Genomic DNA, 15,899 nt, shown 5'->3' with positions numbered 1-15,899 from the left:
CGGTTTTAAGGCCGTCTGAAAAGCAGAGGCAAAAAAATCGCCCCTTTAAAATGTTAAGGGGCGCAAAAGGAACACAAACCACTACCAAAAACTGTTACAGGGCAAATTCTCCTATTTGATGTGTTGCCGGATAAAGTGCTTTCATCAAGTCATGTGGTGAAAGCGAGAAATCTTCGCTGTTTGTCGTCAGACGGCCTTGCTGAGGCGTAAGTTCGAGCAATCGGGCGTTTGCCGACTGGATGAACTTGTTTTTCGTGCGCTGCATTTTTCGTTGCAGGGCGGAAACAACGCGGTTGTACAGACTGTCTTTTTGCTTGACTTCGCGTGTATCGGCCACCCAGCTTAAGCGCGTATTGCCGTCTTCATCTTCAATCAGCAGGATGCCGGTTTCTGATTGGGGCGATTTGCCCATGCAAGGAAGCCAAACATAATAGCGGCCATCTAAAGTAATGAATACTGCGTCGTGTACTTCGCACTCATCGCAACACTTGGTGGCAATTAAAGAGCGGATGGCTTGTTGGTGCAGTCTCAGAATGTCAAGGGAGACTTGCTTAAAAATACTTTCGGGCATTTTCTTCTCCTTTCATTCTGTGGTGCGGTTGTTTCGTTTCGATGGGTTGTATTATACGGAGATTTTTTAAATTTGCAAATGATAATTGTTCCTATTATTTAAATAATAAGTAAGGTATTCATTATTAAAGAAATTAAATTTAAAAAAATTTGTAGAAATTGGGTTTCTACTCAAAATTGGAGTAATAGCCGGCCAATAGATGAAAAAAGAATAAAGGCCGTCTGAACAAATCCAGCGTTAAAAGGGCATTTGAAAAGCAGCTAAAGTTTTGCTGACTATACATTTCAGACGGCCTTCAGTATGATTCAGGACGTTTTGATAATTGCAGAAACCACCAACCATGAGCCAACGTCAGATTATCCTCGATACGGAAACCACGGGCCTTTATCCTGAAAACGGCGACCGTCTGGTCGAATTTGCCGGCTTGGAAATGATCAACCGCCAAATGACCGACTCCAACCTTCATTTATATGTCCACCCGGAACGCGATATGCCGGAGGAAGCAGCGAAGGTGCATGGTTTGACGATTGAAGTATTGGAAGCGAAGAATGCGCCGCCGTTTGCCCAAGTGGGTAAACAGATTGCCGACTTCATACGTGGCGCAGAGCTGATTATCCATAACGCCAAGTTTGACGTCGGCTTCCTGAATATGGAATTCCGCCGCATGGGTTTGCCTTCTATTGAGGAACTGGGTTGTAAAGTCACCGACACGCTGGCCATGGCGCGTGAAATGTTTCCGGGGCAAAAGGCAAGCTTGGATGCCTTGTGTAACCGCTTTTCCGTTGACCGCAGCAAACGTGTCTTGCACGGCGCGTTAATCGACTGCGAGCTTTTGGGTGAAGTCTATCTTGCCATGACGCGTCAGCAGTTCGACCTGATGGGCGGAGAGGTGGAAGAAGAGGGCGAAGTCAAACCAACCATTATTGCGGAAACCAAACGTACATCGCAGTTGAAAGTCATCAAAGCCGATGCGGACGAGCTGGCCGCACATGAAAAATATTTGGACGATTTGGGCGAAGCATGCGTATGGCGCAAGGCTGAAACGCCGGATGAGGCCGATGCCGGAGCGTCAGCATGATGCGCCGCAATATCGCTTTGATTCCCGCTGCCGGTGTCGGGGCGCGATTTGGCGCGGGAAAACCCAAACAATATGTTGAAATCAATGGTAAAACCGTATTGCAACACACCATAGAAATTTTTGAGCAACACTCACGCATAGATTTAATTGCCGTTATTCTTTCGCCGGAAGATTCGGTTTTTCAGACGGCCCTGTCTGAGAAAGTGCGTGTCTTCCGAGTGGGCGGTGCAAGTCGTGCCGAAACGGTACGCAACGGCGTATCTACTCTATTAGAACAAGGTTTGGCCGAGGCGCAAGACAATATTTTGGTTCATGATGCCGCTCGTTGTTGTCTGCCTGCCGAAGCGTTAACGCGTTTGCTTGATGAGGCAGGCGAGAATGATGAAGGTGGCATTCTGGCCATACCGGTGGCTGATACGCTCAAGCGGGCAGACGGCAGTCATCATATTGATGAAACCGTTGCACGTGCAGGATTATGGCAGGCGCAAACGCCGCAGCTTTTTCAGACGGCCTTATTAAATCGCGCCTTATCGGTTGATGATTTGAGTGAGATTACGGATGAAGCGTCAGCGGTTGAAAAACTGGGTATCCGGCCGCGCTTGGTGCAGGGCGATACGCGCAATTTAAAATTGACGCTGCCGCAAGACGAATACATTGTCAGATTGTTGCTCAAGGCCGTCTGAACAATCAAAACCCATTATTTAAGGAAATAATATGAATATCCGTGTCGGACAGGGCTACGATGTCCATCAGTTGGTTGAAGGGCGAGATTTGATACTCGGCGGCGTCAACATTCCGTTTGAAAAGGGCTTACTGGGTCATTCCGATGCCGATGCGCTTTTGCATGCGATTACCGATGCCCTGTTGGGCGCGGCCGGTTTGGGCGATATCGGCAGCCATTTTCCTGATACTGCCGCCGAGTTCAAAGATGCAGACAGCCGTGTGCTGTTGCGTGAGGCTTATCAAAGCGTGCAGGCATTGGGTTGGAAGGTGGTTAATGTCGATACGACCGTGATTGCGCAAAAACCCAAACTCGCGCCACATATTCCGGCCATGCGCGCCAATATTGCCGCAGATTTGGGCTTGCCTGAAAACTGCGTCAACATCAAGGGCAAAACCAACGAAAAACTCGGCTATCTGGGGCGTATGGAAGCCATTGAAGCACAAGCGGCAGTATTGCTGATTAAAGCCTAAGGGCTTAAAATCGTTTCATCATTCAAACCGAAAGACTGACAACATGGCAACTCAAGACGAACTCAAACGCATTGCTGCCGAAAAAGCGGTGGAATTTGTTCCTGAAAATGAATACATCGGTATCGGCACCGGCTCTACCATTAACTTTTTTATCGAAGCTTTGGGTAAAAGCGGTAAGAAAATCAAGGGCGCCGTATCTACTTCCAAAAAATCCAGCGAGCTTTTGGCAAAATACGAAATTCCAGAAGTTTCACTGAATGATGTGATGGGTTTGGCGGTTTATGTTGACGGCGCAGACGAAGTCAACCACGCGCTGCAAATGATTAAAGGCGGTGGCGGTGCGCATTTGAATGAAAAAATCGTGGCCAGCGCATCGGATAAATTTATCTGTATTGCCGATGAAAGCAAATATGTTTCCCGTTTGGGCAAATTCCCATTGCCGGTGGAAGTGGTTGAAAATGCCCGTTCGCTGGTGTCGCGCAAACTGCTTGCCATGGGCGGACAGCCTGAGTTGCGTGTCGGCTATACTACTTTCTATGGTAACCAAATCGTTGATGTTCACGGCCTCAATATCGACCAAGCCCTGAAAATGGAAGACGAAATCAACAAAATCACCGGCGTAGTCGAAAACGGTATTTTTGCCCGTGATGCCGCCGATGTGTTGGTTTTGGGTACGGCAGAAGGTGCAAAAGTCATCCTGCCTTGTCAGGATTAATGAAGATTAATCAATCTTAAAAGGCCGTCTGAAAGTACATCAGGTCTTTCAGACGGCCTTCAATTTGGCAAAATATGCAAATCAGTAAAATTATCAAATGGTTGCCTGTTGTTTTATCCGTTTTGGGCGCACTGGGTTACAGCTCACGCGATACCGAGTTGATTCGTAGCGGGGTAAGCGTTGCCGCAACATTGGCACAAAACGACAATATCGGTTTGGAAAAGGTCAATGAATGGCTGGGAGAAAATGTCGTCAAAGCCACATCTGACACCAAAACCGAAGCTGAGCCCAAGCAAGAACAGAAACAAAAACAAAAGGCATCGCGACAATCCTACACATACAACGGAAAAATTATCAAAATCCATGATGGCGATACCATGCACATTATCGATAGCGACGGCCGAAAACACAAAATCCGCATGGCCTATATCGATGCGCCGGAAATCAATCAGGCCTATGGTACGCAATCACGAGACAATCTGATTGATGCCGCATTAAATAAAAAAGCCAAAGTCCGCGTGTTTGAAGCCGACCGCTATCAGCGCGAAGTTGCACAAGTATCAGTCGGCACGATCGACCTGAATTTAATGCAGATACGGGATGGCGCCGCATGGCATTATGTAAGTTATGCCAAAAAACAACAAAGTAAAACCGCCTACACCGACTATTCGGCCGCACAAAAACAAGCCAAGGAAAAACGTAAGGGCTTATGGAAAAAAGACAATCCGCAAGCGCCTTGGCAATTTCGCCGTCAAAACCACGAGCAGCAGAATGCCAATAAAAAGCAGTCTGATAAACAATGGTTTGGGATTTGGTAGGTTTTAAGAAAGAGGTCGTCTGAAAACTTTCAGACGGCCTTTCATTATGATGAAATAAACGTATAGGGCAGATTTTATATCAGGGGAAAATGGTATCGGGATTTTAGGATAAATCACGAATTTTCATCAAAATGTTACTAGGGTAAGATACTTGATAAGACATTACACCCTGTTCGGATAGACGAGATCAACCATATTCAACATATTCAAAAAGAGCAGATATGAAAAAAGACACCGTTAGCTGGTGTCTTTAGTATCTGGCAGAGAGGAAGGCTATCAGATTCAATTTTAATTTATTGTTTTATATTGTATATTTTCTATTATTTGATTTAATACCAAATAAAATACCAAATAAAAAATTCAAAAAATGCCGTCGATTTGACGGCATTTTCTAGTTTTTAATCTGTTCAAAATTGGCTTTTACCATTTCCGACAAACTTGTTTTTAATTTGTTTTCCTGGCTTTTTATAATTTTAGGAAGCCCGATAATTCGTCTTGTATTTAAAAAATATTCCCATGCAATTTCTACAAATTCGTCGGCTGAAATATTATATTTTTGCACTATTGCAATCAGTAATCGCTCTGACGTCGATTTCCCCAGCTCCAAATTACTCATCATTGCATTGCTGATTCCTAATTCTTGAGCCATTTCTTCCTGTGTAATTCCTATATCTATCCGTTTCTTTCTTAAAATTTTTCTCAAAATTGTATCTTTCCCCATTTTCTCAACCTCCCAAAAACTCGTCTCGCATTCTGATGACATCTTCGCGCTTGTATAGGTTGTCTCGGCCGACTAGCTTTGGCTGCGGTATCAAACCGGCGCGGCGGCGGTGCCAGATTGTGGCTGTTGATGGCGGCTTTTTGCCCGGTATCGTCCAAAGCTCTTTGACCTGTTCAAGCGTTATGTATTCATTCATTCCTTGCCCCTCGTTTTAATCCAATTTTTCCAATTCTTCGCCGATTTTGGCCAGCAGCTCTTGGCCTCGTGCCAAGACGTCGTCAACCGTCCACACGCGTGGGCGCGGTTGGTAGCGTTGGCGGCGTTGTTGTTTGATGACCGGCGTGTCGTCGGTCAGCGGTTTGACCATGCGCAGTCCGTCTAGGCGGCGCATGTAGTCTTTAAATTTCCAAATATCCAAAGATTTTTGACGAGCCGCGTCAGCGGCTTCGCGCGCGGCGGCGATGATTTTGTCTTGATCGGCTTTTTTCAGACGGCCTTTGCCTTGCTCTTCGCCGTCGAAACCATATAAATCAAAATCCCAGCTTTCATCCGGCAAAATATCCCAGTTCGGCAGGTCGTCGATTTCCTCGCAGGCGGCGAGGGTTTGCTCAATTTCTTCGGGCGTTGACGGAATCTTATAAGTTATCGTGTCGGAAACTGCCGCCAAATCTGCCTCGGAGATTTCCGTACAGTTATTGACACGAGTCCAAGCGGCGGCGGAGCCGCCGTATTTCAAAACCCACTCTTTCTCGCGTGAAATGAGGTATTCCCCCGTTTCAAGCTCGACGACGCCGCGCAGGATTGCGGCTTTCTCTTCGCCGTATTGGTTGCGCTCGTCTGTTTCTTCTTTGTACAAAGCCAACGGCAAATCCGCGCGCTTAACGAATGCGTAGTCTTCGCCGCCCAATAAAGCGACAAATTTGCCCCAGTCGCCCTGGTCGGCCGCGTGGACGGCGCGATACAAGAGAGAATCTTCGGCGTCAACGTGGACGCGGCGCAGCTCTCGATAAAGAGTAACCGGCACGCCGCCAATTTGTTGGAATTGGCGGATGCCCCATTGCGAAGCCCACGCGCCGACGCGTTTTGCGGTTTCGGCGGCTGATGTGCCTGGCTCTGCCTCGTCATCGTCGCCCATGCTCTCGCCGGAGTTGGTCAGGCCGTCAATATTTTTGGAGACGTACTTTGCCAAATAGGCAGCGGCGCAGCCTTTGGCCGGGTCGATGTCTTTGAAGTCAACACGGGCAGACGCGCGCGATTTTTGCCAAAAGCGGAAAGAATAATTCTCCCAAAACTCGTCCTCCGTCTTCATGGCGGCTTTGAGTTGGGCGAGGCTGATTTTCTTGCCAGATTCGCGCATGATGGCTTCTTGGCGGCGTTTCGCTTCGGCGGTGCGCTCTTTGTCGGTCTCAAAATAATTTAATCCCAGCTCCTCGCGGTCGGCGCGGCAGCCGTATTTGGCGACAACGCGGCGGAAAGCCTCCTTGTGTGCCTGCTCCATGAATAGGAGCAAGTGCCAGTGCGGCGTTGCGTCATGGTGCGGCTCGGCAACGCGGAAGCCGTAGATACGGATACCGGCGCGTCCAAGATTGGCGCGGATTTGCGTCCAGACTTTTTGCAGGTAGTCTGCGCCATCGCGCGGCGTGCTGCCGTCAAATTTCGGATTGTCGGCGCTGTTTTTAGACAGTTTTTTGTGAAAGCGGCTAGGGCAGGTCAGTGTAACCATGCAGCCGTAGTGGCCATGCACGCGGCTGATTTCGTCAAAGCCTCTCATGCGCGTCATCAGCTCCATGCGGCGGATGGCAGGATTAGCCATTGAATGCTCCCACAATTCTGCCAAGACGAATGATTCGCCAGTCTCTTCGCAGATTGCTTCGGCTTGCTCGAAAAACGCGCGCGCCTTGAGCTTGCGTTGCTCAAAGCGTTTGAATGCCTCGTTTGAGATATACAAACCGGCGCGGCGGTGTACCATGCCGCATTCGCGCATGACGGCTTCAAATACGCGGTAGATAAATTTGTAGAGTTGGCGTTTCCACCATTTTTTTTCTTTCAGACGGCCTTTAATGCCGGCTATGCCTTCGGCCAGCAGCTCTTCATCGTCGCTTTCGGCGGCTTTGGCGATTTTGCGCAGTTGCTGCTCAAATACTTCGGCGGAGCGGATGCCCTCTTTGTCGGCTGCGTCCATCATGTGCTTGTAGCCCATGCCCAGCATTTCTTTTTGCTCAAACTTAGCAGCCAAAGCCTGCGCCCTGGCTTCGATGGTCTCGTTATCTGCCGACAGGTCGAGGCCGTCGGGCAGGTGTAGATTTCGCACGGCGGCAAGCGCGCGCGCCGCCTCTTTGTCGGCTTTGACAGCGGCAGCCAAATCGGCCAGCCCTGCGGCAGGGTTGGCCGTGCGCTGCCAGCTGCTGATAACCACATAGGCCAGGCCGTGGGGCAGGGTCTTTTGTATGTCTTGCTCCAATACCGGAGCCATGTGGAAATAGGTCATTTTCGTTAATCGTCCGCCCGAATCGGGCCGTAGGGTGTATCAGGGAAAGGCCGCCAGTATGTGACCTCTGCTTCGGGGAATTTGCGCCCCTCTAAATTCTCGTATCGCCGCTGGCCGTAGAAACCGGCCTGCACTTTTTCGCCGTCAAAAAATAAAATCTGTTGATATTCAGGCGGTCTGTTTTGCGTTGTCATCCAAAATCCTGCCTCGCCTATTTTTGCCCTTTGGCTCCAAGCCATCGCGGCGACTTGGGTCTCTCTCGAGTAGTAGCCGCCGCCCGGCTTTTGTTGAGGATTCATGCCGCGCTTGCGCGCCCATGCTTCAAAATTTTTGGCCTCTAGCTCTCGATTCATAGCTCGTATTCTTTCTGCGTTTCCGCCCATAAGAGATACGCGCACAATAAAACCAACAGGGCGAGGGCGACGGCTACTGCGAAAATCGTCAGCAAAACCAAAATCAGGAAAACAATATCCATCAGGCTGCCTCGCGTACCAAATAAGCTGACGGCCAGCCGCGTCGGTTTCGTACTTCATACAGTGCGGCATTGATGGTCTTGTAGGGCTTTTTCTTGCCGCCGCCGTCGGCGTTGATTTCGAGGACTGCTTCGCCGTCTGCCGTTGCGATGATTTTGCCGATTTGCACGTCGCTGCCGTGTGGCTCGTAATTCATGATTTTGTAAGTTTTCATCTTTTTCCCTTTAAACTTTTACTACTTTAAAATCGCCTTCTTGGGCTGCTCCGATACGGTAAGACCATGTTCGTTCACGTTTTTCTTTAGGTCTAACATAGGCAACTTTAAATTCACTTATGTCGGCATACACAACTCCACCCCGCAGAGGTTCGTGAGTTATTGGCAAGTTGCCATGCTCTGCCTTCAAGTCTTCCAATCGCCTGATTAAGTCTGATATGCGTGGATTACTCGGCCAAATCCCATTTTCCATTTTTTATAACTCCTTATTTTTATTTAAAAACTTCTCCAAATCAGGCTTAAAGTAGCCGTCTGTTTTGGCGATTTTGCCGTTTTCATCAAATACCGGTACGCCGTCTTTGAATTTGCTCCAGTTGGATTTATTCACTTCGTCCAACGCGCCTGCCATATCAAAGCCCATCATGTAGCCTACGCCGCAGGCTGTAACGATTTGGTCGCAAAGCGCGTCCAAAACTGCCGCTTTTTCTTTGCTGCCCATATTCTCGATACCGTGTCTATATGACAAAAGATTAGTCTTGAACCTCAATTCTTGAGTAACAACATCGTCACAATAGAGATTCATGGCATGGCACATCTCTTTAATCTCTTCAAAATGACAGCCTATCTGCATCATCTGATTTTCAATCTTCGGTTGTGGCACTGCTTTTCCGAACCACTCCTTAATACTTTCCAATGTATTCATTTTTAATCCTTTCTTTTAAATAAACGCTTACCTAAAACCTAATTAATATTCCCAATTCTCGCCGCCCAATCGGCGATTTCTTTCTCGGTGTATTCCACCTCGCTGCGGCGTTGCGCTTCTTCGTGCAACCATTCGGCGACGATTTGCGCCGCTTCGTGGGGCAGGATGTGGGCGACTTGCCAGAGTGGGATGTCGTTAAACAATTCCTGCACCGTCATCGCGCTGCCTCCGCGTCGCCCTGTGTCGGGTCGTATTCCGGGCTTTCGTAGTCGGCTGCGGCTTTGGCTTCGGCTTCGCGCGCCTGGATGTCCATGACTGTCGGCGTTTCTTCGGCGGTTTTGGCTTCAGACGGCATCATGGTCATTAATGCCCACATCGCCAAAGCCATTGCGATGATGTCGAGTATGTAGCGGATTCTGATTTTCATGATTAATCCTTTTGTTTTCTTTATTCAAAATAACTCACAATGTCTTTAATTAAATCAACAGGTATGGATGACCGCACGATATGTTTGCTTCCTTTCCAATCGCAAAATGCAAATTTCGCGCGCTTCGCCTGTTTTAAATTCATCGCCACGCCTGAAGCGAAACCAGTTCTTTTAAGCGGGAAATCATCGCTATATGCGGCATAACAGGCCACGTTCTTCACGAAACTCAATCCCTCACGCTCCAACTTGTCAAAAATCATTGATGATTGAGGATTCTCGATAACAAACGGGATTCCCAAAGCCTTGACCAATTCAGCCGTGAACAACGCTGTTAAATCGCCGTTCACTCCCTTTCTAAAATATCTGGAATAGACAGCAGGAATTTCAGGCGCGTTACGCTCAACCAATTTACGGACTGCCACATACGGATTGTTTTTCCAGTTTTGAAAAGTTCGTAATGCTAGGCTGTTTTTATCTCGGTAAGCGTTTCCGTTATCTCCTCCTGTTGCGAAGCTCCAAGATTCACACGGCGGGCTTGCCATCAGTAAATCAAACGGCTCTTTCTTGTGCATATCGACAAGTTTTTTAATATTCTTCAAGTCTGATAAATCCATCACAATGTCGGCATTCCCAATCCCTACCGACACTACATCATGCTCAGGCAGTGCCTTTTTTACGCTGCCGTTGCCATCGTCAAATAAAGCTAAAATTCTCATCTTTTTCTTTCCCCTTAATTGCCTCTGATGGCGCGGCGGTCTGTGATGGGCGGCCGCTGTTTGGCTTGTACTGTTCCAATTTTTTTGACGACTTCTTCAACGCCCATTTTGTTGGCGGCGTAGCCTGCGCTTCTGACGCGATTATCGAGGTCGAGCAGGTAGTGATTAATCTCGTTTGCGGTCAGGTTTGGCAGCCCCAGCCCGTAGGCGACATTGATGGTATTGACCGATTGCACCAACTGCCGAAGCTGGGCGACGATTTCCTGCACTTTCTCCACTTGCTCCACCTGCCCCAGCGTCATGGTCATGGCGGCCAGCTCGTTGGCTGTGTAGGCTGGTTTCGGCCGGCTGGGCATGGCGTCGCGCTCTAGGGCATTAAAAATCTTGGCTTGCTTGGATTTGGCGGCGACCAGCGTTTGGCGGATGCTTTGCATGGCTTGCGGTTGATTCATTTCCTATCCCCTATGGAAGCAGCGTTTCCTGCTGCATGAGTTTGATATCCTCTTCCACTGCCTTGAGCGTTTCGCCGTGGATTTCCGGCGGCTCTTTGCTCTTTTCGGCATAGAATCGGCTGCCTTTCTGAATCGTGCTGCTAATCTCAAAATATCCTGTTCCAGTCCATCCGCAGAGGGGATTGGTGCAGCGCAAATAATATAAGCGGGTCAGGACGGTTTGCCGGAAAGACGCGTAAATGACACAAGGCTCTTCGCAGCATGGGCAGGCTTGCTGCGCCAATTTCAGACGGCCTTTTTCGTGTTGGTTTCTATTTTTGACCGTCATGGGCTTGCTCCCTTGCATAAACTACTAGGCCGCCGCCGTGTTTGCGGTAGGTCGCCGTTGCGCGGATATTCGGAAAGCGTTTCATCGGCTCGGCGAGGCGGAAGTTTTCGGCTTCGCGGTCGGTCAGCTCATGACGCGCGATTTCTTGGTGCTTGGCGTTTACGATGATTAATTGATTGTTTGACATATCCCCACCTCTTATTTTTTTAAATTAAACCGTGTTTGATTCGGACGTCTGCGTCGGCGGCCGCCTCCATCTTTAGCCTTCGCCGTCGCCTTCGCCGCTGCCGTAGCCGCTGCCTGCGCCGCTGCCTGCGCCGCCGCCGTAGCCGCTGCCGTCGCCGCTGCCGTTGCCGTAGCCGTAGCCTTCGCCGCTGCCGCCGCCGTTGCCGTTGCCGTAGCCGTAGCCGTAGCCGGAGCCGCTACCTTTGCCGCCGCCGTTGCCGTCGCCGTAGCCGGAGCCGTAGCCGCTACCTTTGCCGCCGCCGTTGCCGTCGCCGTAGCCTGAGCCGTGGTTAATTGGCTTATCTAAGTAGCTCATGATTGTTCGATCTCCAGTGCGGTGCGGATTGATTCGGCTGCGTTGCCTGTTACCGGAATAATCTCAATCGCTTCAAGCCATACGGAAGCAAGCTCACCGCAAATCTTGCTGTCTTCTTGCTTGATGCCGTGTCGTGCGACACCTGACAGGCTGATTGATTCCTTTGCCCACCATTCATACATACGGCGCGCTTTAACCAAAATCACTTCATTGCCTGCTTTTTGTTTCAACACGCCAAACCAAACGCCTGCAGAATAAGTTCGGATGATCACTTCTTTGCCGATGGCGAAATCATTAATGCCTTTAGCCTCTGCAACTGTTACAGGCGGCAAGGTTTCTTCTTGGGCTTCTTCTGCCTGTTGCTTGCTTTCCGCGCTTGCCAAAACATTTGCAATCATCATCAGCAAATCAGAAGGGCTGTTTACTTCAAATTTTTTAATTTCCATTTTGTATTTCCTTGTTTATCAAGTGTTTAAAAAATTTACCGTCATAGGCCGTTATCTTTTTTTCGCCTGTAACCGTTTGTTCGGATTCTTGCTCCGGTTAGTTTGGTAGGCCGTCTGAAATTTGTTTGTATTGCAAGGGGAATTTCTCTTTTAAGAAGTTCATTTGCGCTTTCGGGATTCCGTTTTTCTGCCATTGAGAAACTGCTCCTCGTGTGATTCCGCAAATTTTTGCAACCGCTGAAACGCCTCCCAATTCTTTAATGAATTTGACTTGTTGGTCTGTTTTCATTTTTTGTCCTTTTTTAAAGTTTAGTGAACTATACATTCCTAAACTTGTCTAGTCAAGCATACTAAACAAATAATAGTTTAGAATTCTAAATAATCATTGTTTTTACTAAGTATTTTTTTGGCTGGGATTTTTAGTGATGGATTTGAAAGATAGACTTCAAGAGTTGATGGCTGAATACGGCCTAATCACTCAACAGGACTTGGCAGACTTCGCCGGAGTGTCTAAAGGTCTTGTCGGTCAATGGTTCAACGGTCAGACAGGGTTAGGTAAAAAACCGCTGTTAGCATTTGAAAAGAAGACAAGATTTTCTACTCGTTGGCTTGCAGATGGTCTAGGCGAAAAGTATAGAAAAGATTTAGAAATGTATAGAGAAGTTGATTTTTCAGACGGCCAAGAAACCGCGCGCCTGGATTTATTCGACGTTGCCGCCTCGTGTGGCAGTGGCCATTTGAATGCCGACTATCCCGAATTGCTGCACTCGCTGGAGATTCCTAAGTCTGCTCTTAAAGAGCTGCTCGGCACGGACAACCTGCACGGCGTGAAGCTGATGTCGCCCGACGGAGACAGCATGGAGCCGACAATACCGCCGAAGTCGATCACGCTGATTAAAACTGATGTCGTCGATTTTGAATCGAGCGGCGTGTACTTGTTCACGTTTCAGGGCTATACCTACATCAAACGCCTGGCGCGCGGCAAAGCTGGCGTGATACACGTTACAAGCGATAATCCGATTTACGGAAAATCCGACTTTGTCATCGAGCCGGAAGAATTTGACGATTTGTTTATTCACGGCAAATTCTGGAAGGTGTTGCCGTTGGATTTTTTGGATATTTAGTTTTTTAAGAAAAAGGGGATTTTATGAGCGAGGAAATGTCTGATTTGGTGGCCTTATTCGTCTTGGGCGTGTGTACGTTTTATTCTGTTTGGCTGTCGATGGAGTTTAGCCCACGAAGCAAACTGCACTTGCTCTGGACGATTCCTGTCGGCTTTTTCGGCTGCTTTGTGGCTTTGGCTATATTTTCGCTTGCGGTCAATCAGGCGAATGATTTTGTATTTATTGCGGCGGCCAGTGCGCTATTTTTGCCGTTTCCGATTTGGCGGCTGTACAACCGCCGAAAATTTGCGCCTGCACCGAAAGAGCAGGCCGCGCCCAAAGAGCCAAAACAGATTCTCACACCGTCGGCTCTGTTTGATTCCGTCCGAAACATGAAAAGCAAACTTGATTTACAGACGGCATTGCTGAAGAAAAACAACGGCGACGATTTGCCGCCGCCCGAAGTCAGCGGATCGAAATACATCAATCCGAATGACCCGGATTTAAAGGCGCGTTATGAAAACTTTGTCGCTTTTAAGGCTTGGCAGAAAAAGAGGGCGGAAACAAGCCAGCGTTATGATTCGTATTTGGACGATGACGATTTTATCCTTGACGATGACGCCGAAAGTGAAGAGCTTCCAGACGGCTTAAGTCTGGGCGACGAAATCACTTTTTCTTATACGAATGCGAAAGGCGAATTTTCTGACCGCCGCTTCGTCATTCATGGATTTGACGGCCTCTATTTAGAAGGCTGGGATTTGGATAAACATGATGGTCGGACTTTCCGAATTGACCGTATAGACGGCGGCGTCGTCAAAATAAGTACCGGCGAAGTATTTTATTTTTAATTTTTTTGAAAAAATGCTTGCATTACCGCATTAGGTGCGGCGGCAATATCTTGAGCGGAAATCGAATTAAAAACAGAGACCGTCTGAATTTCAGACGGCCTTTTTGTCGGGCTAATATTTTATTTGGCGCATGGCTTGATAATTGGCGAGTTCGCGCTCGGCGTGGTTGAATGCGTCGATGTCGGCGGCTTCGCTGGCTTCTCGGCTTTTTTGTTGCCAGTATTGGATTTGTCGGTCAATCCATGAATATGGATCATGAGTTTGGTTTTCCATTTTTTAGAATCTCCGTAATTTCGCCTGTCGGCTGGAAGTTGTTGGTCGGCGCGTCTTCGTAGAGCGTGATGTCGGGGACGATGCGCGCTTCAAATTGTATGCTTGCGGTATAGCCGCCGCTGTCGATTTTATGCGAAACCTCGTTAATTAGCCAGGCTTCTGCGTCGATTTCGGGCTTAAAGCCTTTGACGACGGCAGGCGTTTCGGGGTAGAGGTCAGGGCGGCCGACGGCGAGGGTAATGCTAAATTCGGCAACGCCGCGCTGGATTTTTTTGAATGCGCCGCGCGCGCCTGACCATGCGCCGCTTTCTGTGGCATACAGATGGCGCAGGGTTTTGATTTTTTGGCCGTCGGTGTTGACTTTGCGATTGTCTGTCACGGTTTTTGTCGTCGTGACTTTTTTTGTTGTGTACTGCCTGCCTTTTTTGCCTTTTACCGTCTTGCCCTTGGTGGCTTTGCCTTTTTGGGTTTTGCCTTTTACGGCTTTTCCTTTGATGATTTTTGTCTCGCTGACTGTCTTTTTATTGGGGTAGGCGTTGTCTTTGTTGACGATGACTTCTTTTTTTTGGCCTGTTTTTTTATCGGTGTAATAGGCGCGCACGGCCTGATAACTGTTATTGCTGGAGTAGGTAAAGCTGTGGCTGTCGCCGCTGGCGCGCGTGATGGTGGTGGGCTGAATGGGCTGGCCGCTGGCGGTTTGGCTCTCGCCTGCAGGGATAAATAAGAGCTTGCCGTTTTTGATGGTAGCGATGGCGTCGTATTGCTCGGCAAGGCGGCTCATAAAGGACGCGTCTGATTCGTTGGTTTGGTCGATGTGTTCTATTTTTTGGCTTTGAAAATCCTTGCTGATGATGTATTCGTATTTGTGTTTTTTGGCGATGGTCTCAATGATTTGGTAGAGGGTTTGCTTGTGCCAGCTTTTCTCGACTTGCTCGGCGAGGGCTTCGGCGAGGTCGGCGGCGCGCGCGGTAATGCTTAGGCGGTCGGGGCTGCCTGATGCGGTAAATTCGGAGACGAGGTATTCGCCTTTTTCGACGAGGCCAGTTTCTTGGTAGCCCAGCTTGAGCGTGATTTTGCTGCCTGTTTTAGGGATGGCAATGGTGCCGTCGTGGTCGTCCAATTCGATGGTCAGCTCGTCGGCTTCAAAGCCGCGCTTGTCGGTCAGGCTGATGCTGATGATGCGGCTCATTGCCTGCGTGCCAAAGCGGCGGCCGTCTATGGTCAGCTCGGCTGCCGGCGTGAGATGTCGGGCGTTTTTGCCGCTGACTTCGTCAAAGATTTTAGCAGCGGCCTTTTGGGCGGCCGCGCTGATGGAATCAAAATTTAATTGCATGGCTTAAATCCCTGTCAGGTTTCGGACGACGGAGACGGCGACGTTGAGGGCGGCGCCTTCGAGGCCTAGCGCGCTGTCGGAAACTTTTTTCAGGCTCATGCTGAAAGAGATGGCGCGCGCGGAGCCGTCGGGATTCAGTTGGCTGCCTCGCTCTTGGATGTTGGTTATCACATAGCTGCCCATGATTTTGCCGTGGCCCATGATTAGGGTGTAGGGCTTGCCGGTAGCCGCCATCATGCGCAGGGCTTCGATGCTGCCCGTGCCGCCTGTGACTTCGGGGCGCAGCTCGCCCTCGATGGTCATCTCTTCTGGGTCTTTGCCTGTAAATTGTGCCGGCGGCATGGTGCCGACGGTTGCTTGGTTTGGGTGTTTCCATGCCTGGCTGCGGCTGTATTGATTAAAGGGTATGGTACGCATTAAAAACACGAACATCCCCAAGCTGCCTAATAAAACCATG

General features: G+C 49.0%; 27 protein-coding genes. 7 read left to right on the top strand and 20 right to left on the bottom strand.

Annotation, left to right across the window (positions count from 1 at the left end):
* Positions 1–94: 94 nt before the first annotated feature.
* Positions 95–571 carry a hypothetical protein gene (locus ACTHUG_RS03670; protein ID WP_003746951.1) on the bottom strand — a complete coding sequence of 159 codons (477 nt, stop codon included), beginning with the start codon at positions 569–571 and terminating at the stop codon, positions 95–97.
* Between the two features lie 340 nt (positions 572–911).
* Here ACTHUG_RS03670 and dnaQ point away from each other — a divergent pair, with 340 nt between their 5' ends.
* The 5 genes from dnaQ (at position 912) to ACTHUG_RS03645 (ending at position 4,376) form a co-directional block, all read left to right on the top strand.
* Positions 912–1,649, top strand: a complete 738-nt coding sequence (dnaQ, locus tag ACTHUG_RS03665) for a DNA polymerase III subunit epsilon (protein ID WP_036490680.1) — start codon at positions 912–914, stop codon at positions 1,647–1,649.
* A complete protein-coding gene (gene ispD, locus ACTHUG_RS03660; protein ID WP_315093620.1) occupies positions 1,646–2,332 on the top strand; it encodes a 2-C-methyl-D-erythritol 4-phosphate cytidylyltransferase in 687 nt (228 codons plus the stop codon). Before dnaQ ends, ispD begins: the two co-directional genes overlap by 4 nt.
* A 31-nt stretch (positions 2,333–2,363) precedes the next feature.
* Positions 2,364–2,843 (top strand): 2-C-methyl-D-erythritol 2,4-cyclodiphosphate synthase, encoded by a 480-nt coding sequence (ispF, locus tag ACTHUG_RS03655; protein ID WP_003679071.1) that lies wholly within the window; start codon positions 2,364–2,366, stop codon positions 2,841–2,843.
* A gap of 43 nt (positions 2,844–2,886) precedes the next feature.
* Positions 2,887–3,558, top strand: a complete 672-nt coding sequence (gene rpiA / locus ACTHUG_RS03650; protein WP_440386323.1) for a ribose-5-phosphate isomerase RpiA — start codon at positions 2,887–2,889, stop codon at positions 3,556–3,558.
* Positions 3,559–3,632: 74 nt separating this feature from the next.
* Positions 3,633–4,376 (top strand): thermonuclease family protein, encoded by a 744-nt coding sequence (locus tag ACTHUG_RS03645; RefSeq protein ID WP_440386324.1) that lies wholly within the window; start codon positions 3,633–3,635, stop codon positions 4,374–4,376.
* Positions 4,377–4,767: 391 nt separating this feature from the next.
* Here ACTHUG_RS03645 and ACTHUG_RS03640 read toward each other — a convergent pair whose 3' ends face one another.
* The 16 genes from ACTHUG_RS03640 to ACTHUG_RS03565 form a co-directional block, all read right to left on the bottom strand.
* Positions 4,768–5,097, bottom strand: a complete 330-nt coding sequence (locus ACTHUG_RS03640; RefSeq protein ID WP_440386325.1) for a helix-turn-helix domain-containing protein — start codon at positions 5,095–5,097, stop codon at positions 4,768–4,770.
* 211 nt (positions 5,098–5,308) lie between these two features.
* Positions 5,309–7,585: a replication endonuclease gene (locus ACTHUG_RS03635; protein WP_440386326.1), complete on the bottom strand. Its 2,277-nt coding sequence runs from the start codon at positions 7,583–7,585 to the stop codon at positions 5,309–5,311.
* A gap of 5 nt (positions 7,586–7,590) precedes the next feature.
* On the bottom strand, positions 7,591–7,938 hold the full coding sequence (locus ACTHUG_RS03630) for a hypothetical protein (RefSeq protein WP_440386327.1): 348 nt from the start codon (positions 7,936–7,938) through the stop codon (positions 7,591–7,593).
* Positions 7,935–8,060, bottom strand: coding sequence for a hypothetical protein (locus tag ACTHUG_RS03625; protein ID WP_440386328.1), 126 nt, complete (start codon positions 8,058–8,060; stop codon positions 7,935–7,937). The genes ACTHUG_RS03630 and ACTHUG_RS03625 overlap by 4 nt, the downstream gene beginning before the upstream one ends.
* On the bottom strand, positions 8,060–8,272 hold the full coding sequence (locus ACTHUG_RS03620; protein ID WP_440386329.1) for a hypothetical protein: 213 nt from the start codon (positions 8,270–8,272) through the stop codon (positions 8,060–8,062). The genes ACTHUG_RS03625 and ACTHUG_RS03620 overlap by 1 nt, the downstream gene beginning before the upstream one ends.
* 10 nt (positions 8,273–8,282) lie before the next feature.
* The gene (locus ACTHUG_RS03615) at positions 8,283–8,525 is read right to left on the bottom strand and encodes a head morphogeneis protein (RefSeq protein WP_440386330.1); all 243 of its coding nucleotides are present in this window, start codon (positions 8,523–8,525) and stop codon (positions 8,283–8,285) included.
* Between the two features lie 3 nt (positions 8,526–8,528).
* Positions 8,529–8,975 (bottom strand): nucleoside triphosphate pyrophosphohydrolase family protein, encoded by a 447-nt coding sequence (locus tag ACTHUG_RS03610; RefSeq protein ID WP_440386331.1) that lies wholly within the window; start codon positions 8,973–8,975, stop codon positions 8,529–8,531.
* Positions 8,976–9,013: 38 nt separating this feature from the next.
* Positions 9,014–9,193: a hypothetical protein gene (locus ACTHUG_RS03605; RefSeq protein ID WP_107832002.1), complete on the bottom strand. Its 180-nt coding sequence runs from the start codon at positions 9,191–9,193 to the stop codon at positions 9,014–9,016.
* Positions 9,190–9,402, bottom strand: a complete 213-nt coding sequence (locus tag ACTHUG_RS03600) for a hypothetical protein (protein ID WP_440386332.1) — start codon at positions 9,400–9,402, stop codon at positions 9,190–9,192. The genes ACTHUG_RS03605 and ACTHUG_RS03600 overlap by 4 nt, the downstream gene beginning before the upstream one ends.
* A gap of 20 nt (positions 9,403–9,422) precedes the next feature.
* The gene (locus ACTHUG_RS03595; RefSeq protein WP_440386333.1) at positions 9,423–10,118 is read right to left on the bottom strand and encodes a DNA methyltransferase; all 696 of its coding nucleotides are present in this window, start codon (positions 10,116–10,118) and stop codon (positions 9,423–9,425) included.
* A 14-nt stretch (positions 10,119–10,132) separates the two neighbouring features.
* Positions 10,133–10,570, bottom strand: a complete 438-nt coding sequence (locus ACTHUG_RS03590; RefSeq protein WP_440386335.1) for a hypothetical protein — start codon at positions 10,568–10,570, stop codon at positions 10,133–10,135.
* A gap of 10 nt (positions 10,571–10,580) precedes the next feature.
* The gene (locus ACTHUG_RS03585; protein WP_314575466.1) at positions 10,581–10,898 is read right to left on the bottom strand and encodes an ogr/Delta-like zinc finger family protein; all 318 of its coding nucleotides are present in this window, start codon (positions 10,896–10,898) and stop codon (positions 10,581–10,583) included.
* Entirely contained in the window at positions 10,882–11,085 is a 204-nt protein-coding gene (locus tag ACTHUG_RS03580; protein WP_440386336.1) for a hypothetical protein, read from the bottom strand. The genes ACTHUG_RS03585 and ACTHUG_RS03580 overlap by 17 nt, the downstream gene beginning before the upstream one ends.
* Before the next feature lie 72 nt (positions 11,086–11,157).
* Entirely contained in the window at positions 11,158–11,439 is a 282-nt protein-coding gene (locus ACTHUG_RS03575; protein WP_440386338.1) for a hypothetical protein, read from the bottom strand.
* On the bottom strand, positions 11,436–11,885 hold the full coding sequence (locus ACTHUG_RS03570; protein WP_440386339.1) for a DUF6948 domain-containing protein: 450 nt from the start codon (positions 11,883–11,885) through the stop codon (positions 11,436–11,438). The genes ACTHUG_RS03575 and ACTHUG_RS03570 overlap by 4 nt, the downstream gene beginning before the upstream one ends.
* A 97-nt stretch (positions 11,886–11,982) precedes the next feature.
* The gene (locus tag ACTHUG_RS03565) at positions 11,983–12,174 is read right to left on the bottom strand and encodes a Cro/CI family transcriptional regulator (RefSeq protein WP_440386340.1); all 192 of its coding nucleotides are present in this window, start codon (positions 12,172–12,174) and stop codon (positions 11,983–11,985) included.
* A 361-nt stretch (positions 12,175–12,535) separates the two neighbouring features.
* Between ACTHUG_RS03565 and ACTHUG_RS03560 the strand changes: the two genes are divergently transcribed.
* Positions 12,536–13,009 (top strand): S24 family peptidase, encoded by a 474-nt coding sequence (locus tag ACTHUG_RS03560; protein WP_440386341.1) that lies wholly within the window; start codon positions 12,536–12,538, stop codon positions 13,007–13,009.
* 23 nt (positions 13,010–13,032) lie between these two features.
* The gene (locus ACTHUG_RS03555) at positions 13,033–13,836 is read left to right on the top strand and encodes a WYL domain-containing protein (protein ID WP_440386342.1); all 804 of its coding nucleotides are present in this window, start codon (positions 13,033–13,035) and stop codon (positions 13,834–13,836) included.
* A gap of 111 nt (positions 13,837–13,947) precedes the next feature.
* Here the strand turns inward: ACTHUG_RS03555 and ACTHUG_RS03550 are convergent, their stop codons facing one another.
* From ACTHUG_RS03550 to ACTHUG_RS03540, 3 genes are read right to left on the bottom strand one after another with little or no spacing between them, the layout of a single operon-like run.
* Positions 13,948–14,109 carry a hypothetical protein gene (locus tag ACTHUG_RS03550; protein WP_440386343.1) on the bottom strand — a complete coding sequence of 54 codons (162 nt, stop codon included), beginning with the start codon at positions 14,107–14,109 and terminating at the stop codon, positions 13,948–13,950.
* Positions 14,090–15,442, bottom strand: coding sequence for a contractile injection system protein, VgrG/Pvc8 family (locus ACTHUG_RS03545; protein ID WP_440386344.1), 1,353 nt, complete (start codon positions 15,440–15,442; stop codon positions 14,090–14,092). The genes ACTHUG_RS03550 and ACTHUG_RS03545 overlap by 20 nt, the downstream gene beginning before the upstream one ends.
* Before the next feature lie 3 nt (positions 15,443–15,445).
* Positions 15,446–15,898, bottom strand: a complete 453-nt coding sequence (locus tag ACTHUG_RS03540; RefSeq protein WP_440386345.1) for a phage tail protein — start codon at positions 15,896–15,898, stop codon at positions 15,446–15,448.
* Position 15,899: the final 1 nt, after the last annotated feature.

This window comes from Neisseria sp. P0022.S009 (assembly GCF_051956675.1).
GTDB lineage: Bacteria > Pseudomonadota > Gammaproteobacteria > Burkholderiales > Neisseriaceae > Neisseria.
Note: the sequence above shows the minus strand (reverse complement) of the source record. Positions and strands in the feature narration are given on the sequence as shown.

Excerpts from the sequence above, each read along its gene's own strand:
- ACTHUG_RS03570 (WP_440386339.1), bottom strand. The coding sequence starts at position 11,885 with ATGGAAATTAAAAAATTTGAAGTAAACAGCCCTTCTGATTTGCTGATG.
- ACTHUG_RS03610 (WP_440386331.1), bottom strand. The coding sequence starts at position 8,975 with ATGAATACATTGGAAAGTATTAAGGAGTGGTTCGGAAAAGCAGTGCCA.
- ACTHUG_RS03625 (WP_440386328.1), bottom strand. The coding sequence starts at position 8,060 with ATGGATATTGTTTTCCTGATTTTGGTTTTGCTGACGATTTTCGCAGTA.
- ACTHUG_RS03560 (WP_440386341.1), top strand. The coding sequence starts at position 12,536 with ATGTATAGAGAAGTTGATTTTTCAGACGGCCAAGAAACCGCGCGCCTG.
- ACTHUG_RS03635 (WP_440386326.1), bottom strand. The coding sequence starts at position 7,585 with ATGACCTATTTCCACATGGCTCCGGTATTGGAGCAAGACATACAAAAG.
- ACTHUG_RS03600 (WP_440386332.1), bottom strand. The coding sequence starts at position 9,402 with ATGAAAATCAGAATCCGCTACATACTCGACATCATCGCAATGGCTTTG.
- ACTHUG_RS03640 (WP_440386325.1), bottom strand. The coding sequence starts at position 5,097 with ATGGGGAAAGATACAATTTTGAGAAAAATTTTAAGAAAGAAACGGATA.
- ACTHUG_RS03670 (WP_003746951.1), bottom strand. The coding sequence starts at position 571 with ATGCCCGAAAGTATTTTTAAGCAAGTCTCCCTTGACATTCTGAGACTG.
- ACTHUG_RS03645 (WP_440386324.1), top strand. The coding sequence starts at position 3,633 with ATGCAAATCAGTAAAATTATCAAATGGTTGCCTGTTGTTTTATCCGTT.
- ACTHUG_RS03540 (WP_440386345.1), bottom strand. The coding sequence starts at position 15,898 with ATGGTTTTATTAGGCAGCTTGGGGATGTTCGTGTTTTTAATGCGTACC.
- rpiA (WP_440386323.1), top strand. The coding sequence starts at position 2,887 with ATGGCAACTCAAGACGAACTCAAACGCATTGCTGCCGAAAAAGCGGTG.
- ACTHUG_RS03630 (WP_440386327.1), bottom strand. The coding sequence starts at position 7,938 with ATGAATCGAGAGCTAGAGGCCAAAAATTTTGAAGCATGGGCGCGCAAG.
- ACTHUG_RS03565 (WP_440386340.1), bottom strand. The coding sequence starts at position 12,174 with ATGAAAACAGACCAACAAGTCAAATTCATTAAAGAATTGGGAGGCGTT.
- dnaQ (WP_036490680.1), top strand. The coding sequence starts at position 912 with ATGAGCCAACGTCAGATTATCCTCGATACGGAAACCACGGGCCTTTAT.
- ACTHUG_RS03575 (WP_440386338.1), bottom strand. The coding sequence starts at position 11,439 with ATGAGCTACTTAGATAAGCCAATTAACCACGGCTCAGGCTACGGCGAC.
- ACTHUG_RS03585 (WP_314575466.1), bottom strand. The coding sequence starts at position 10,898 with ATGACGGTCAAAAATAGAAACCAACACGAAAAAGGCCGTCTGAAATTG.
- ACTHUG_RS03605 (WP_107832002.1), bottom strand. The coding sequence starts at position 9,193 with ATGACGGTGCAGGAATTGTTTAACGACATCCCACTCTGGCAAGTCGCC.
- ACTHUG_RS03545 (WP_440386344.1), bottom strand. The coding sequence starts at position 15,442 with ATGCAATTAAATTTTGATTCCATCAGCGCGGCCGCCCAAAAGGCCGCT.
- ACTHUG_RS03580 (WP_440386336.1), bottom strand. The coding sequence starts at position 11,085 with ATGTCAAACAATCAATTAATCATCGTAAACGCCAAGCACCAAGAAATC.
- ACTHUG_RS03590 (WP_440386335.1), bottom strand. The coding sequence starts at position 10,570 with ATGAATCAACCGCAAGCCATGCAAAGCATCCGCCAAACGCTGGTCGCC.
- ACTHUG_RS03615 (WP_440386330.1), bottom strand. The coding sequence starts at position 8,525 with ATGGAAAATGGGATTTGGCCGAGTAATCCACGCATATCAGACTTAATC.
- ACTHUG_RS03595 (WP_440386333.1), bottom strand. The coding sequence starts at position 10,118 with ATGAGAATTTTAGCTTTATTTGACGATGGCAACGGCAGCGTAAAAAAG.
- ispF (WP_003679071.1), top strand. The coding sequence starts at position 2,364 with ATGAATATCCGTGTCGGACAGGGCTACGATGTCCATCAGTTGGTTGAA.
- ACTHUG_RS03620 (WP_440386329.1), bottom strand. The coding sequence starts at position 8,272 with ATGAAAACTTACAAAATCATGAATTACGAGCCACACGGCAGCGACGTG.
- ACTHUG_RS03550 (WP_440386343.1), bottom strand. The coding sequence starts at position 14,109 with ATGGAAAACCAAACTCATGATCCATATTCATGGATTGACCGACAAATC.
- ACTHUG_RS03555 (WP_440386342.1), top strand. The coding sequence starts at position 13,033 with ATGAGCGAGGAAATGTCTGATTTGGTGGCCTTATTCGTCTTGGGCGTG.
- ispD (WP_315093620.1), top strand. The coding sequence starts at position 1,646 with ATGATGCGCCGCAATATCGCTTTGATTCCCGCTGCCGGTGTCGGGGCG.